The sequence below is a fragment of the Limimaricola variabilis genome, assembly GCF_014195545.1.
Taxonomy (GTDB): domain Bacteria; phylum Pseudomonadota; class Alphaproteobacteria; order Rhodobacterales; family Rhodobacteraceae; genus Limimaricola; species Limimaricola variabilis.
Map to the genome: position 1 here is coordinate 234,047 of NZ_JACIBX010000002.1, position 13,446 is coordinate 247,492.

Consider the following 13,446-nt stretch of genomic DNA (forward strand, 5'->3'; position numbering starts at 1 on the left):
TCGCCATTTCGACCGGGAGAACGCGCATGGGTGACAATGCGAGAGGCGCGCTGCTGGCGCTTGCTTCCTTCGGCGTCTTCGCCACGCATGACGTGGTCATCAAGGTGCTGGGCAGCGGCTACTCGCCGGTGCAGCTGATCTTCTTCTCGGTGACGCTCGCCTTCCCGCTGGCGCTGGTGATGATCATCGGCGATCCCGAACCCGGCACCCTGCGTCCGCGTCACCCCTGGTGGGTCGCGCTGCGGACCGCCGCCGGCTTCCTGACCGCGACATCCGCCTTCTACGCCTTCTCGCAGCTGCCATTGGCACAGGTCTACGCGCTGATCTTCGCGACGCCGCTGCTGATCACCGTGCTGGCCATCCCCGTGCTGGGTGAAACCGTCGGCATCCACCGCTGGGCGGCGGTCCTGGTGGGTCTCGCGGGGGTGCTGGTGGTGCTCAGGCCCGGCCAGACCGAGCTGTCGCTGGGCCATCTCGCGGCGCTCGGCGTGGCGATCGGCGGCTCCACCGCGTCGATCGTGGTGCGCAAGATCGGCCATGACGAGCGCCCCGTCGTGCTGCTGCTCTACCCGATGATCGCCAATTTCGTGCTGATGGGCGCGGCTCTGGCCTTCGTCTACAAGCCGATGCCGATCTCGGATTTCGGGCTGATGGCGCTGATCGCGGTGCTGGGCTGGATCGGCGGGCGGATCATGGTCGCGGCCTATTCCACCGGCGAGGCGGTCGTGGTCGCGCCGATGCAGTACAGCCAGATCATCTGGGCCACCGCCTATGGCGCGCTGTTCTTCGACGAGCTGCCCGACGGGGCGACCATCCTCGGCACCGGAATCATCATCGCCTCCGGCATCTACATCGTGCTGCGCGAGGGCCGCGGCGGCAGGTCGGCGCACCGCCCCGTCTCGCAGACGCGGCTGCGCTGGGAGACCGGTAGCGCGCCGCGCGCCAGCGTGCTCAAGCGGTTCCTGCGGCCCGGACGGTTCCGCCAGGAATGATCGCCACCCCCTCTTGCAAAGCGGCAAACAAGGCGTTAGGTCGGCGCCACGGTCGGAGTGTAGCGCAGCCTGGTAGCGCACCTGCTTCGGGAGCAGGGGGTCGGAGGTTCGAATCCTCTCACTCCGACCAGTTTTTCCCCACATGACAGCCTCGATGCGCAGCCGGGCGCTTTCCCTTCCGTCGCGAAACGTGTAGGGACCGCTCGAACTTTCAGGAGGCTCCAGAACATGGGCTACAAGGTCGTCGTCGTCGGCGCCACGGGCAACGTGGGTCGCGAAATGCTCAACATCCTGGACGAGCGCGCGTTTCCGATCGAGGAAATCGCCGTTCTCGCCAGCCGCCGCTCGCTCGGCACCGAGGTGAGCTTCGGCGACCGAACTTTGAAAACCCAGGACCTCGCTGCCTTCGATTTCACCGGCTGGGACATCGCGCTCTTCGCCGTGGGCTCCGAGGCCACCAAGGAATACGCCCCCAAGGCCGCCTCGCAGGGCTGCGTGGTGATCGACAACTCGTCGCTCTACCGCATGGACCCCGACGTCCCGCTGGTGGTGCCCGAGGTCAACGCCGACGCCGTGCTGGGCTACACCAAGAAGAACATCATCGCGAACCCGAACTGCTCGACCGCGCAGATGGTGGTGGCGCTCAAGCCGCTGCATGACCGCGCCAAGATCAAGCGGGTCGTCGTCTCGACCTACCAGTCGGTCTCCGGCACCGGCAAGGACGCGATCGACGAGCTGTGGAACCAGACCAAGGGCATGTACGTGCCCGGCCAGGAGGTCGCGCCTTCGGTCTATCCGCGTCAGATCGCCTTCAACGTGATCCCGCATATCGACGTCTTCATGGAGGATGGCGGGACCAAGGAAGAGTGGAAGATGATGGTCGAGACCAAGAAGATCCTCGACCCGTCGATCAAGCTCACCGCCACCTGCGTGCGGGTGCCGGTCTTCGTCGGTCACTCCGAGGCGATCAACATCGAGTTCGAGGAATTCCTCGACGAGGACGAGGCCCGCGACATCCTGCGCGAGGCCCCGGGCGTCATGGTGATCGACAAGCGCGAGCCCGGTGGCTACGTGACCCCGGTCGAATGCGTGGGCGACTTCGCCACCTTCATCAGCCGGATCCGCCAGGACTCGACCATCGAGAACGGCCTGAACCTGTGGTGCGTCTCCGACAACTTGCGCAAGGGCGCGGCGCTCAACGCGGTGCAGATCGCCGAAGTGCTCGGCCAGAAGGCCCTCAAGAAAGGGTAAGGCGCGCCCCGATGAGGCTCCGCCGGAGCCTCGTCAGCGCCGAACGGCCCCATGCAGACGCATGGGGCCGCCCATCACACGCACTGAACGGTCAGAGGCGAAACCACGTCGCGGAGGCGTTCTCCTTCCCTCCCGATCTCAACGATCGTGGGAACGGACATAATCCAACGACGAAATGCTGCCGTTGCGTGGGTGGATGGTCAGGGCGACCTCGCTGCCGTTTCGGTCGAAGGCGACGATCCTGCGGGCGTCGGTGTCGACCAGCCGCACATGGCGGTAGCCGTTCTCCTGCAACTGCGAGGCGACTCCCTCCAGATAGCCCGGCACGGCCGCATCCTGCGCCGCCGCGGCCCATGGCTGCACCAGCACGGCGAGCCCGAGGCCCGTCGCGAGAATTGCGATTCTCATAAAATTTCCAATCATCAAGCAAGAGCGTCCCGGCCCTGCACCACGGCATGGGGCACGGTCGTCATGACGCCGTTCATGGACTTCGGATGACGCGCCCCCGAGAGAAGTGACGCAGGGTAACACGCATCGTCATCGTGCCAGCGCGGGCCCTTCGATGCAATCGCACCACGATCCGGTGGCGGTACGGATCGCCGATGGGACAGAGCTGTGCAAGGGACAAGCCGATGCAATCGGACGGCATTTCCCGCGCCCGCAGAGTTCGAAGATCGACGTGTGCACCACTCGCACCGGGCGAAGTTTTCACCCGGTGAATGCAGCGGTGGAGAGCCTAATCTACCCGCGGCTGCGAATCGCGCCCGGCTGCGCGCTGCCGACCGCTTCCTGCAGCGCCTCGATGATCATCCCCATGTCGCAGGGCTTCTCCAGCACCGGCGCACCGATATTGGAGATGGTCTCCCCCAGACGCTGCAAATCGCCCGAATGCAGGACGAAGGGCACCCCGCGCGCCCGCAGCGCCTCGACGATCGGCAGGCAGGTTTCCGAGCGGCCGAGGGTCACGTCGAGCAGCGCCACGTCGAGTTCCTGCTCCAGCCGCTGCATCCCCTGGCGCAGGTTGCGGCCATAGACCACCTCGGCCCCCGCCTCCTCCAGCGTCTCGTTGATGTCCATGGCGATCAGCACCTCGTCCTCGACCACCAGGACGGTCAGGCCTGCGAGCGGGCGATGGCCGGACCCCGGCCTGTTGATCTCGGTCATGACGTCCCTCACAGGCTGGTCGGAAAGCTTATCTCGACCCGCAACCCTTCTGGGCGCCAGTCATGGCTGATTTCGCCGTCGCCCATGGCGAGCATGCGGCGGATGATGGTGGTGCCGACCCCGCGGCGCTTGGGCGGCCCCTCGGGCGCAGGCCCGCCGCTCTCGCGCCAGTCGAGCCGCAGTCGCTCCTCGCCCTCGGCATCGGTCTCGCGCGCCCAGGCAAGCCGGACATGGCCATCCGGCACCGAATAGGCGCCGTGCTTGACGGCGTTGATCGCCAGCTCGTGCAGCGTCAGCGCCAGCACCGAGACGATGTTGCTGTCGAGCGGGACCGCCCCGCCCTCCAGCGTCAAACCCGCCTCGCCGCTCGGCGCATAGGGCAGCAGCAGGTCGCGGAACAGCGGGTGGGGATCGGTCGGGCCCTCGGTGAAGGACACCTCCAGCATCGCCTCGTGGGCGCGCCCCAGCGACCGGATCCGGGCATTGATCTTCTCGGCCAGCTCCTCGGCGTCGTCGAGCTTGCCGGTCATGGTGACGACCGACGAGATCACCGCGAACATGTTCTTCATGCGGTGGCTGATCTCGCGCTCCATCATCCGCGCATGTTTCTCGTCGGCGCGGGCGGCGTGGACGTCGGTCACGTCCCATTGCGACCCGAACAGATACCGCACCGAGCCGTCCTCGTTGTAGATCGGCCCCAGATGCAGCGCGTTCCAAAAGGCCGAGCCGTCCTTGCGGTAGTTGAGCAGTTCGACCACCACCACGTCTTCGTTGGCGATCGCCTGGCGCAGCTTGCGCACCTGCTCGGGATCGGTGCCCGGCCCCTGCAGGAAGCGGCAGTTCCGGCCGATGATCTCCTCTTCCTCATAGCCGGTCAGATCGCGGAAGGCGCGATTGACGAAGACGAGCGGCTGGTCGGGCAGGTTCGGGTCGGCGAGGCAGATCGCCATGCGGGTCTGGGCCATCGCCTGCTCGAACAGCACCCCGGACTCGGAATGGATCGGCATGCGCTGCGCCTGGTTGCGCGCCCGGTCGAATTCCTTGCCGTGCTCGTCCCGCGTGCTGCGATGTGCTTGGTCGCTCATGTCAAACCCATGCGTCTCGCCGGATCGCGGCCCGGCTCGTCATACGAAGGCAGAAGATAAGACAACGCCGGCGGCAGTCCAGCCTCCCCCACGCGGCCGTTACGTCGTGACCCGGGGTCAGCCCTGCTGACGTCGCGACGAATGATCCGACGGTTCCGCGCCGCTCAGCGCCTCGACCATCCGCTCGTAGAAGCGCGCATAGCCCTCGACCCGCTGCCAGATCCCGGCGCAGCCATCGGGCAACTGTTCGAGGGTCGCGCCGATCTCGGCCCGGGCCCGCTCAAGGCTCGCGGCCTCGGCCGCCAGCATGCTCTCATAAGGGTCGTCGGCGAGGCGAAAGAAGTCCTGCCGCTGGCCGGGCTTGCCGACGCGCTTGATCATGCCCCGATCCTCGAGCAGCCGGGTGGCCGAGCTGACGCTGCCGCGGCTGACGCCGAGCCGGGTGGCGAGATCGGCGAAGGAGACGGTCTCGCCGTCGAAGACCAGCAGCGCGAAGACCCGCCCCGCGATGCGCGGCAAACCCTTGGATTGCGCGATCAGGCCGACCTTCTCGATGAATTCGCTGCGGATCGCCGCGAGATCGTCGCCCGTCTTCGCGGTGTCGGTGTCGCTCATCACGGGCCCTCCTAGGCCTTGAAATTAGTCGCAAGGCCCGCGAGGGTCCATATAGCGCCGGGTGCCGCACATCGTATTTACAGATCGTTCAGTCAATACTGAAACCACTGGACGGATACCTGCCCGCTACCTATATGCGGCCTCGACGCGCGCAAGGGCCGCCCTTCGGCGCGGCTGCAGGAGAGCCTCCATGACCATCGAGACCGAGACCGCCCCCGCGCCGCTGCGCTTCGACGACGATGCCGGCAGCGGGCGGGCCAAATACGTCGCGGGCGGGCTCGTGCTGGCGCTGGTCGGCTGGATGGGCAGCGGCCTCGTGCTGCCGTCGGAACCTGCCCCCGAGGCGGCGGTCCCCGATCCCGCCCCGCGCCGCGTCGCGGTCGAGGTCCAGCCCTCCCGAGCCCGCGCCGTGGCGCAGGTCTTCGCCGCCGAAGGCCAAGCCCTGCCCGAGCGCGACACCCAGGTGCTCGCCGAGACCCGTGGCCAGATCGCCGAGGTGCCTGTGCGGCGCGGCGACAGCGTTGTGGCGGGCGACGTCATCGCCCGTTTCGAGACCACCCGCAGCGCGGCCGATCTGACCCGGGCGGAGGAAGAGCGCACACGCGCCGCGCGCGAGCTCGAGAATGCCCGCACCCTGCTCGAGCGGGGCAGCGCCACGCAGGACCGCGTCACCGAGGCCCGCGCCGATCTGGCCGCCGCCGAGGCCGCCCTCGCCGCCGCGCAGGAGGCGATGGACGAAACCGTGGTGCGCGCGCCCTTCGATGGCCGGATCGAGGATCTCGAGGTCGAGGCGGGCGAATTCGTCACCGCCGGCGCCGCGATCGCCCGGGTGGTCGACGCCACCCCGCTCAGGATCGAGATCCAGGTCCCGCAGCAGCAGCTCTCCCAGATCACCTCGGGGCTGGAGGCGGAGGTGGTCTTCATCACCGGCGACACCGCCCCCGGCGAGGTCCGTTTCGTCAGCCGTAGCGCCGATCCCCAGACCCGCACCTTCACCGCCGAGATCGAGGTCGCCAACCCCGAGGGCGCGATCCCGGCCGGGGTCAGCGCCCAGGTCCGCATCGCCACCGGCGAGCGGACCGGGCATTTCGTCTCACCGGCGATCCTGTCGCTCGACACCGACGGCACGCTCGGGGTCAAGACAGTCGACGACGCGGCGCGGGTGGTGTTCCAACCCGTCCAGATCATCCGCGCCCAGACCGACGGGGTCTGGCTCGCCGGGCTGCCAGACGAGGCGCGGATCATCACCGTGGGACAGGGCTTCGTGAATGACGGCGAGCTGGTCGACCCGCGCGACCCGGCCGCCGACACGGCCTCGGCCGAGGGCGCCGCCGCCGTGCAGGACGACGCGGCGCCGCGCGTGCTGGTCGAGGCGGCCCGATGAACCGTCTGATCGACGCCGCCTTCGGGCGCACCCGGACGGTGATGCTGGCGCTGATCGCGATCCTCGGGGTTGGCGCGGTCTCCTACATGGCGATCCCCAAGGAAAGCTCGCCCGAGATCCCGATCCCGCTGGTCCATGTCTTCACCACGCTCGAGGGCATCGCCCCGCAGGACGCGGAACGGCTGCTGGTCGAGCCGATGGAGACCGAATTCGCGTCCCTCACCGGGCTGCGCAAGATGGAAGGCACGGCACGCGAGGGTCACGGCGCGGTGATGCTGGAGTTTGAGCCCGGCTTCGACGCCGATCAGGCGCTCGACTCGGTGCGCGAGGCGGCCGATCGCGCCGCGAACGAGCTGCCGGAGGACGCGGCCGAGCCGGTGGTGACCGAGACCAACACCGCGCTGTTCCCGATCCTGACCGCGATCCTGTCGGGCCCGGTGCCCGAGCGCACGCTCAACGGCCTCGCCGAGGATCTGCAGGACCGGATCGAAGGGCTGAGCGGCGTGCTCGAGGTCGACCTCGCCGGCGCCCGCGACGAGCTGCTTGAGGTGCTGATCGACCCCACCGTCTTCGAGACCTACAACATCTCCTTCGAAGAGCTGATCGGCCAGATCAGCCGCAACAACCGGCTGATCGCCGCCGGCGCGATCGAGACCGGCGCCGGGCGCATCGTGCTCAAGGTGCCGGGGCTGATCGAGAACGTCGAGGACGTGATGGCGCTGCCGGTCAAGGTGCGCGGCGACACGGTCGTCACCTTCGGCGACGTCGCCACGATCCGCCGCAGCTTTGCCGACCCATCCGGTTTCGCCCGCATCGACGGCCAGCCGGCGCTGGCACTCGAGATCAAGAAGCGGATCGGCGCCAACGTCATCGACACGGTCGAGGCGGTCAAGGCGGTGGTGGCCGAGGCCCAGGCCGACTGGCCCGACAGCGTCGACATCAACTACATGCAGGACGAGAGCGAGCAGGTGAAGACCATGCTCTCCGATCTCGAGGCCAACGTCATCGCCGCCGTCATCCTGGTGATGATCGTCATCGTCTGGGCGCTCGGCATCCGCTCGGCGCTGCTGGTCGGGCTGTCGATCCCGGGCGCCTTCCTCGCCGGCGTCGCGATGCTGTGGGCGATGGGCTACACGATGAACCTCGTGGTGCTGTTCTCGCTGATCCTGGTGGTCGGCATGCTGGTCGACGGCGCCATCGTCACCACCGAGCTGGCCGACCGGCGGCTGCAGGAGGGGGCGAGCCCGAAGCAGGCCTATGCCGACGCGGCCAAGCGCATGGCTTGGCCGGTGATCGCCTCGACCGCCACCACCTTGTCGGTGTTCTTCCCGCTGCTGTTCTGGAGCGGCACGGTCGGCGAGTTCATGAAGTTCCTGCCGATCACCGTGCTGCTGACACTGACCGCCTCGCTGTTCATGGCGCTGGTCTTCATCCCGGTGCTGGGCGGGCTGATCGGCCGCAGGCCGCCGCAATCGGCCATCGACAAGGCGGTGCTGCATGCCGCCGAGCGTGGCGACCCGCGCCGCCTGCCGGGCTTTACCGGCGCCTATGTGCGGCTCTTGGAAAAGGCGATCCTGCGCCCCGGCGCGACCCTTCTCTTCGCCGTGGCCTTCCTGCTGGCCGCCTTCGGCACCTATGGCCAGCTGGGCAACGGCGTCAGCTTCTTCCCCTCGGTCGAGCCGGATTTCATGCAGGTGCAGCTGCGCGCCCGCGACAACTTCTCGGTCTTCGAGCGCGACGCGCTGGTGCGCCGGGTCGAGGAGCGGCTGCTCGACGACCCCGAGATCGCCTCGGTCTATGCCCGCTCAAGCTCGGCCTCGGGCTTGGGCGACGAAGAGGTGATCGGCACGATCCAGCTCGAGCTGACCGAATGGGACAGCCGCCGCACGGCCGAGACGATCGGCGCCGAAATCCGCGAGGAAATGGCCGATATCGCCGGGATCGAGGTGCAGGTGCAGACCGCCTCGAACGGCCCCTCCGCCGGCAAGCCGGTGCGGCTCGAACTGCGCGGCTCCGACCCGGAGGCGCAGACCGCGGCGGTGGCCACGATCCGCGAGGAGATGGAGCGGCTCGGCGGCTTCACCGACGTCACCGACACCCGCCCCCTGCCCGGCGTCGAATGGAGCATCCGCGTCAATCGCTCGGAAGCGGCCCGCTTCGGTGCCGACGTCTCGCTCCTTGGCCAGGCGGTTCAGCTCCTGACCCAAGGCATCACCGTGGCCGACTACCGCCCCGCCGACGCCGAGGGTTCGGTCGACATCCGCGTGCGCTTTCCCTCCGACGCGCGCACGCTCGAGGAGCTACAGTCGCTGCGCGTGCCGACCAATGCCGGGCTGGTGCCGATCTCGAACTTCGTGACCTTCGAGCCCAGCCCGCGCACCGGCATCATCCGCCGCATCGATCAACGCCGGGTGCTGTCGATCGAGGCCAATGTCGCGCCGGGCGAACTGGTCGACGAGCGGATCACCGCGCTGCGCGGGGCACTGGCCTCGGCCGAACTGCCCGACAGCGTGGAGTGGTCCTTCGGCGGCGAGGCACAGGACCAGGCCGAGGCGATGATCTTCCTCCTTGGCGCCTTCGTCTCGGCGATCTTGCTGATGTTCACGATCCTGCTGACCCAGTTCAACAGCGTCTGGCAGAGCCTCGTGGTGATGTCGGCGATCGTCTTCTCGGTCGCAGGAGTCCTGTTCGGCCTGATCGTCACCGGCCGCCCCTTTGGCGTCGTCATGGGCGGCATCGGTGTGATCGCGCTGGCCGGCATCGTGGTGAACAACAACATCGTGCTGATCGACACCTTCAACGATCTGCGCCGGTCGGGGATGAGCCCGCGCGAGGCGGCGCTGCGCAGCGGCGCGCAGCGTCTGCGGCCGGTGCTGCTCACTTCGGTGACCACGGCGCTGGGGCTGATGCCGATGGTGATCGGCGCGAACCTCAACTTCTTCACCCGCGAGATCGTGCTCGGCGCGCCCTCGACCCAATGGTGGACCGAGCTGTCGAGCGCGATCGCCGGCGGGCTGATCGTGGCGACGGTGCTGACGCTGGTGGTGACCCCCGCCATGCTGATGCTGGGACAGGGTCGGGCCATCCGCGCGGCCGCCGCACCCCCCGAGCCCGCATCGGCCTGACCTGCCACAAACGATCCTGCCCCCGGACCGCTCTGGGAAGGACCGCGACATCGCGCCCACCCTGCAGTGATCGGCCACCCCTTGCGAAGCCCGAGGCGGCCCGGCCATAGTCGCCGCGTGACACGGATTCTCGCCATCTGCCTGCTGATTTTCGGCCTGCTGTTGCCGCTCGCGCCGACCGGCTCGGAGGCGGCGCAAGCCGGGCATGGCGAGATGGGCATGACCGATTGCACCGAATGCGAGACCGGCGCACCGGTGGACCGCATGGGCTGCGGCGCCGCGGGCATGTGCCTTGCGCCTACGGCCATCACCACGGCCCGCGCGCCCGAGACACGATTTGCACCGCGCGCCCGCGCCCTGCCGCGCTTTTCGGACGCCGTGGCCCTGGCCGGCCTCCGCCCGGCCCCGATCCCGCGACCGCCACGTCACCTGTCCTGACGCCGTCCGGACCCACAGGGTCCCGGGCGAATGCTGCCATGCGCGGCCCCTATGCGACCGAGGACCATCCACATGCACCCACGGGTTTCACCCGACGCGGCTTACTCGCCGGCGCTTCGGCGCCGGGTGGAGCGGCGCTGGCCCGCGTCGCAAATTGATCCCTCCAAGGAGACACTGATGAAGACCCTCAGGACCCTCACCACCGCGACCCTGTTCAGCCTCACCGCCCTGCCGGTGCTGGCCGAGACCATGACCCTCTACAAGGATCCCAATTGCGGCTGCTGCGCCGCCCATGCCGAGTATCTGCGCGAGAACGGCTTCGAGGTGGAGATCGTCGAGACCTACGACCTCGTCACCGTCAACAAGGAAGCGGGCGTGCCGCTCGGCCAGCAGGGCTGCCACACCGCGCTGATCGACGGCTACGCGGTGAGCGGTCACGTCCCCGCCGACATCCTGTCGCGCTTTCTCGCGGAAAAGCCAGAAGCGGTGGGCCTCAGCCTGCCCGGCATGCCGATGGGGGCGCCCGGCATGGGCGACGACCCCGAGGCCGAGCTCGACGTCGTGATGATCGGCACCGACGGCACCGTCACGCCCTGGCCGGCTGATTAACGAAAACGGGGCCCGGCGCCCCCATGCGCCGGGCCCCGCCCTGTCGGCTCGCACTCAGCCGTGGTGGTCCATGCCATGCGCGTCGGGCCGATAGGGATTGCCCGCCTTGGGATAGAGGAACACCTTGGTGCCCACCGGCACCTTCTCGTAGAGCTCGATCATATGCTCATTGATCAGGCGCGCGCAGCCGTTAGAGACCGCCCGGCCGATGGTCGAGGGCGCGTTGGTGCCGTGGATTCGCAGATAGGTGTCGCGGCCGTTGACGAACAGGTAGAGCGCCCGCGCGCCGAGCGGGTTGTCGATGCCGCCGGGCATGCCTTCTTCGGCGTATTTCTCGTATTTCTCGGGCTCACGCTTGATCATCGCGGGCGTCGGCTTCCAGCTCGGCCATTCCTTCTTGGCGCCGACGACATAGCTGCCGGCATGGTAGAGATCGTTGCGGCCGATGCCGACGCTGTATCGGATCGCCCGGCTTCCGGGCAGCGTCCAGTAGAGCGCGAACTCGTCGGGCATGACGTGGATCTCACCCGGCGTCAGCCCGGTGGCGACATCCACCTCGCGCGGCAGGAAGCGCTCGGGCAGCGCCTCGGCCCCGTGTGCCCGTAGCAGCCCCGGCAGGGCGAGCATGCCCAGCCCGATCGCGCCTTTGAGGATATGCCGTCTGTCCATGATGGTCCTTTCGCTTGCATGGCTGTCCGGTCGTAGCAGGGTCGGCCTCAATCGCGGGCCTGTTCCAGAAGCGCGACCAGCTCACCGAACTTGGCGCGCTGTTCGTCCGGATCGCCCGAGAGGATGGCCTTCTCCATGCAGTGATCGGCGTGATCCGCGATGATCAGCCGCTCCACTGCCCGGAGCGCGGAACGCACTGCTGCCGTCTGCATCAGCACATCGACGCAGTAGCGATCCGTCTCCACCATCTTGGTGATGCCGCGAAGCTGCCCTTCGAGCCGAGCCAGTCGTTTCAGAATGGCGGCCTTGTTCTTTTTTTTCCTGCATTCCCGGTGCCTCCGTTGATGGAACCATAGGGGAGGCGAAGGGTTCCCGCTATACCCGGCGAGGGTATACACAAAGGCTGCCCATTGTGGCGAGACCGGTGCCATCCGAGGCGCCAAGCAGTCGCCTTTCTCCGGGCCAAGGCCGTTCCGAGATGGCAGGGCGGTCACGAGTTTTCCGGGGACGATCCCCGCAGTCGAAAGGAGTTCCCATGTCCTACTGGCGTTTCGCCGCGATGATCGCGACCTCGACGGTGGTGATGTTCGGGCTGATGTACATCAACACCTACGCCTTCGAGCACATCTTCTTCAGCGAGACCCGGACCTACATGGCGCTCCTGATGGGCGGGGTGATGGCGGTGATCATGCTCAGCTTCATGCTGTCCATGTACGCGAACAAGGCGATCAACATCGCGATCTATGCCGGCGCGGTCGTGGTCTTCGGCGTGACGCTCTGGCTGATCCGCAGCCAGGAGACGGTGGACGATACCAGCTACATGGCGGCGATGATCCCGCACCATTCGATCGCCATCATGACCTCCGAGCGGGCGCAGATCGAGGACCCGCGCGTGCGCAAGCTCGCCGACGAGATCATCGCCGCCCAGCGCAAGGAGATCGGCGAGATGCGCTACCTGATCGAGGATATCGAGCAGAACGGCATCGCCACCGACCCCGCCTTGGGCGAGCCGGAGGCCCCTGCCGAGGAAGGCAGCGTCGATGAGGCGCTGGGCGCGGCCGAGCTGGCCGGGATCGATCCCGCCGGTCTCAAGCCCGAGGAGATCGAGACCGTTCTGTCGTCCGGGGCCGCCTGCGAGTTTCGCCGCACCAATGCCGGCGAGCCGGTGCTGGCGATGGCAGGTGAGAGCGGTGCGATCAAGCTGTCGGGCACGCTGATCCAGCTCGCCGCCGACGCCCCCGTCGCGGTCGAGACGCTGGAGGATGGCGCGCGGCTCACCGCGCCGGGGACCGAGATCACGATCATGCCCGACCCCGAAGCCGATTGGACCGACACCGGCGATAGCCTGCGTCGCGCCGAGGCCGACATGGTGTTCCATCTCGAACAGGGCCTGACCGTCGGCTATCGCGGCTTCCTCGACTGCGCCGCCTGATCCCCGGACACTTAACATGCAAACGGCCGCCCCACGGGGGCGGCCGTCGTCGTTTTAGTGCCGAATACGCGGTTGCAGCCCGTTTCCGCAGGTACCGTTCCGGTGCCGGGCCTATCGCGGGCTGCGCTTGGCGAGGATGCGTTGCAGGGTCCGGCGATGCATGCCCAGACGGCGGGCGGTCTCGCTGACATTGCGGTCGCACAGCTCGTAGACCCGCTGGATATGCTCCCAGCGCACGCGGTCGGCGCTCATCGGGTTCTCGGGCGGCGGCGGCAGCGCGTCGCCTCGCGCCAAGAGCGCGTTGGTCACCTCGGTCGCGTCGGCGGGCTTCGACAGGTAGTCGGTCGCGCCGATCTTCACAGCGGCCACGGCGGTAGCGATGGCACCGTAACCGGTGAGCACCACGATCCGCGCCTCGGGGCGCGCTTCGCGCAGCGCCTCGACCACGTCGAGCCCATTGCCATCCTCGAGCCGCAGGTCGACCACCGCGTAGGCCGGGGGCTGCTGGGTGGCGATGCGCCGCCCTTCCTCGACCGTGCCGGCCATGGTCACCGCGAAGCCGCGCTTCTCCATCGCCTTGCCGAGCCGCTTGAGAAACGCCTCGTCGTCATCGACGAGGAGCAGGCTCGGATCGGGGCCGAGATCGATCGCCTCCGCGTTCATGGCCGGATCTCCTTGGTAT

The 13,446-nt window shown here is 68.0% G+C and carries 14 protein-coding genes and 1 tRNA gene; 8 read left to right on the plus strand and 7 right to left on the minus strand.

Annotated features, from left to right (window positions below):
• The first annotated feature begins 26 nt into the window (after window positions 1-26).
• The 3 genes from FHS00_RS04225 to FHS00_RS04235 all read left to right on the plus strand — a co-directional run bounded on the left by FHS00_RS04225 (window position 27) and on the right by FHS00_RS04235 (window position 2,243).
• Complete coding sequence (locus FHS00_RS04225; protein WP_183470193.1) at window positions 27-992, plus strand: DMT family transporter; 966 nt, start codon at window positions 27-29, stop codon at window positions 990-992.
• Window positions 993-1,045: 53 nt separating this feature from the next.
• Window positions 1,046-1,122: transfer RNA gene (locus tag FHS00_RS04230), tRNA-Pro, on the plus strand.
• Window positions 1,123-1,220: 98 nt separating this feature from the next.
• Window positions 1,221-2,243, plus strand: coding sequence for an aspartate-semialdehyde dehydrogenase (locus tag FHS00_RS04235; protein ID WP_085895142.1), 1,023 nt, complete (start codon window positions 1,221-1,223; stop codon window positions 2,241-2,243).
• A gap of 138 nt (window positions 2,244-2,381) precedes the next feature.
• Here the strand turns inward: FHS00_RS04235 and FHS00_RS04240 are convergent, their stop codons facing one another.
• The 4 genes from FHS00_RS04240 to FHS00_RS04255 form a co-directional block, all read right to left on the minus strand.
• Complete coding sequence (locus tag FHS00_RS04240; RefSeq protein ID WP_183470195.1) at window positions 2,382-2,651, minus strand: hypothetical protein; 270 nt, start codon at window positions 2,649-2,651, stop codon at window positions 2,382-2,384.
• 333 nt (window positions 2,652-2,984) lie between these two features.
• Entirely contained in the window at window positions 2,985-3,407 is a 423-nt protein-coding gene (locus FHS00_RS04245) for a response regulator (protein ID WP_183470198.1), read from the minus strand.
• Between the two features lie 8 nt (window positions 3,408-3,415).
• Window positions 3,416-4,492 carry a PAS domain-containing protein gene (locus FHS00_RS04250; RefSeq protein WP_183470200.1) on the minus strand — a complete coding sequence of 359 codons (1,077 nt, stop codon included), beginning with the start codon at window positions 4,490-4,492 and terminating at the stop codon, window positions 3,416-3,418.
• Between the two features lie 117 nt (window positions 4,493-4,609).
• Window positions 4,610-5,107 carry a GbsR/MarR family transcriptional regulator gene (locus FHS00_RS04255; RefSeq protein ID WP_183470202.1) on the minus strand — a complete coding sequence of 166 codons (498 nt, stop codon included), beginning with the start codon at window positions 5,105-5,107 and terminating at the stop codon, window positions 4,610-4,612.
• A gap of 190 nt (window positions 5,108-5,297) precedes the next feature.
• Between FHS00_RS04255 and FHS00_RS04260 the strand changes: the two genes are divergently transcribed.
• The 4 genes from FHS00_RS04260 (at window position 5,298) to FHS00_RS04275 (ending at window position 10,663) form a co-directional block, all read left to right on the plus strand.
• Window positions 5,298-6,491 (plus strand): efflux RND transporter periplasmic adaptor subunit, encoded by a 1,194-nt coding sequence (locus FHS00_RS04260; RefSeq protein ID WP_183470204.1) that lies wholly within the window; start codon window positions 5,298-5,300, stop codon window positions 6,489-6,491.
• Window positions 6,488-9,616, plus strand: coding sequence for an efflux RND transporter permease subunit (locus FHS00_RS04265; protein ID WP_183470206.1), 3,129 nt, complete (start codon window positions 6,488-6,490; stop codon window positions 9,614-9,616). Before FHS00_RS04260 ends, FHS00_RS04265 begins: the two co-directional genes overlap by 4 nt.
• Window positions 9,617-9,733: 117 nt before the next feature.
• Window positions 9,734-10,054: a hypothetical protein gene (locus FHS00_RS04270; RefSeq protein WP_183470207.1), complete on the plus strand. Its 321-nt coding sequence runs from the start codon at window positions 9,734-9,736 to the stop codon at window positions 10,052-10,054.
• A 177-nt stretch (window positions 10,055-10,231) separates the two neighbouring features.
• Window positions 10,232-10,663, plus strand: coding sequence for a DUF411 domain-containing protein (locus FHS00_RS04275; RefSeq protein WP_183470208.1), 432 nt, complete (start codon window positions 10,232-10,234; stop codon window positions 10,661-10,663).
• Between the two features lie 54 nt (window positions 10,664-10,717).
• Here the strand turns inward: FHS00_RS04275 and FHS00_RS04280 are convergent, their stop codons facing one another.
• The gene (locus tag FHS00_RS04280; RefSeq protein ID WP_183470209.1) at window positions 10,718-11,332 is read right to left on the minus strand and encodes a L,D-transpeptidase; all 615 of its coding nucleotides are present in this window, start codon (window positions 11,330-11,332) and stop codon (window positions 10,718-10,720) included.
• A gap of 47 nt (window positions 11,333-11,379) precedes the next feature.
• Window positions 11,380-11,763: a metal-sensitive transcriptional regulator gene (locus FHS00_RS17855; RefSeq protein WP_183470210.1), complete on the minus strand. Its 384-nt coding sequence runs from the start codon at window positions 11,761-11,763 to the stop codon at window positions 11,380-11,382.
• Between the two features lie 104 nt (window positions 11,764-11,867).
• On the opposite strand from FHS00_RS17855, the gene FHS00_RS04290 reads away from it, so the two are divergent.
• Window positions 11,868-12,764 carry a DUF6692 family protein gene (locus FHS00_RS04290; RefSeq protein ID WP_183470211.1) on the plus strand — a complete coding sequence of 299 codons (897 nt, stop codon included), beginning with the start codon at window positions 11,868-11,870 and terminating at the stop codon, window positions 12,762-12,764.
• A gap of 111 nt (window positions 12,765-12,875) precedes the next feature.
• Here the strand turns inward: FHS00_RS04290 and FHS00_RS04295 are convergent, their stop codons facing one another.
• Window positions 12,876-13,427 carry an ActR/PrrA/RegA family redox response regulator transcription factor gene (locus FHS00_RS04295; RefSeq protein WP_183470213.1) on the minus strand — a complete coding sequence of 184 codons (552 nt, stop codon included), beginning with the start codon at window positions 13,425-13,427 and terminating at the stop codon, window positions 12,876-12,878.
• Between the last annotated feature and the right edge of the window lie 19 nt (window positions 13,428-13,446).

Bases quoted from the DNA above. Each gene is read 5' to 3' on its own strand.
- FHS00_RS17855 (WP_183470210.1), bottom strand. From the start codon at position 11,763: ATGGCACCGGTCTCGCCACAATGGGCAGCCTTTGTGTATACCCTCGCC.
- FHS00_RS04255 (WP_183470202.1), bottom strand. From the start codon at position 5,107: ATGAGCGACACCGACACCGCGAAGACGGGCGACGATCTCGCGGCGATC.
- FHS00_RS04260 (WP_183470204.1), top strand. From the start codon at position 5,298: ATGACCATCGAGACCGAGACCGCCCCCGCGCCGCTGCGCTTCGACGAC.
- FHS00_RS04245 (WP_183470198.1), bottom strand. From the start codon at position 3,407: ATGACCGAGATCAACAGGCCGGGGTCCGGCCATCGCCCGCTCGCAGGC.
- FHS00_RS04280 (WP_183470209.1), bottom strand. From the start codon at position 11,332: ATGGACAGACGGCATATCCTCAAAGGCGCGATCGGGCTGGGCATGCTC.
- FHS00_RS04225 (WP_183470193.1), top strand. From the start codon at position 27: ATGGGTGACAATGCGAGAGGCGCGCTGCTGGCGCTTGCTTCCTTCGGC.
- FHS00_RS04240 (WP_183470195.1), bottom strand. From the start codon at position 2,651: ATGAGAATCGCAATTCTCGCGACGGGCCTCGGGCTCGCCGTGCTGGTG.
- FHS00_RS04290 (WP_183470211.1), top strand. From the start codon at position 11,868: ATGTCCTACTGGCGTTTCGCCGCGATGATCGCGACCTCGACGGTGGTG.
- FHS00_RS04265 (WP_183470206.1), top strand. From the start codon at position 6,488: ATGAACCGTCTGATCGACGCCGCCTTCGGGCGCACCCGGACGGTGATG.
- FHS00_RS04295 (WP_183470213.1), bottom strand. From the start codon at position 13,427: ATGAACGCGGAGGCGATCGATCTCGGCCCCGATCCGAGCCTGCTCCTC.
- FHS00_RS04275 (WP_183470208.1), top strand. From the start codon at position 10,232: ATGAAGACCCTCAGGACCCTCACCACCGCGACCCTGTTCAGCCTCACC.
- FHS00_RS04250 (WP_183470200.1), bottom strand. From the start codon at position 4,492: ATGAGCGACCAAGCACATCGCAGCACGCGGGACGAGCACGGCAAGGAA.
- FHS00_RS04235 (WP_085895142.1), top strand. From the start codon at position 1,221: ATGGGCTACAAGGTCGTCGTCGTCGGCGCCACGGGCAACGTGGGTCGC.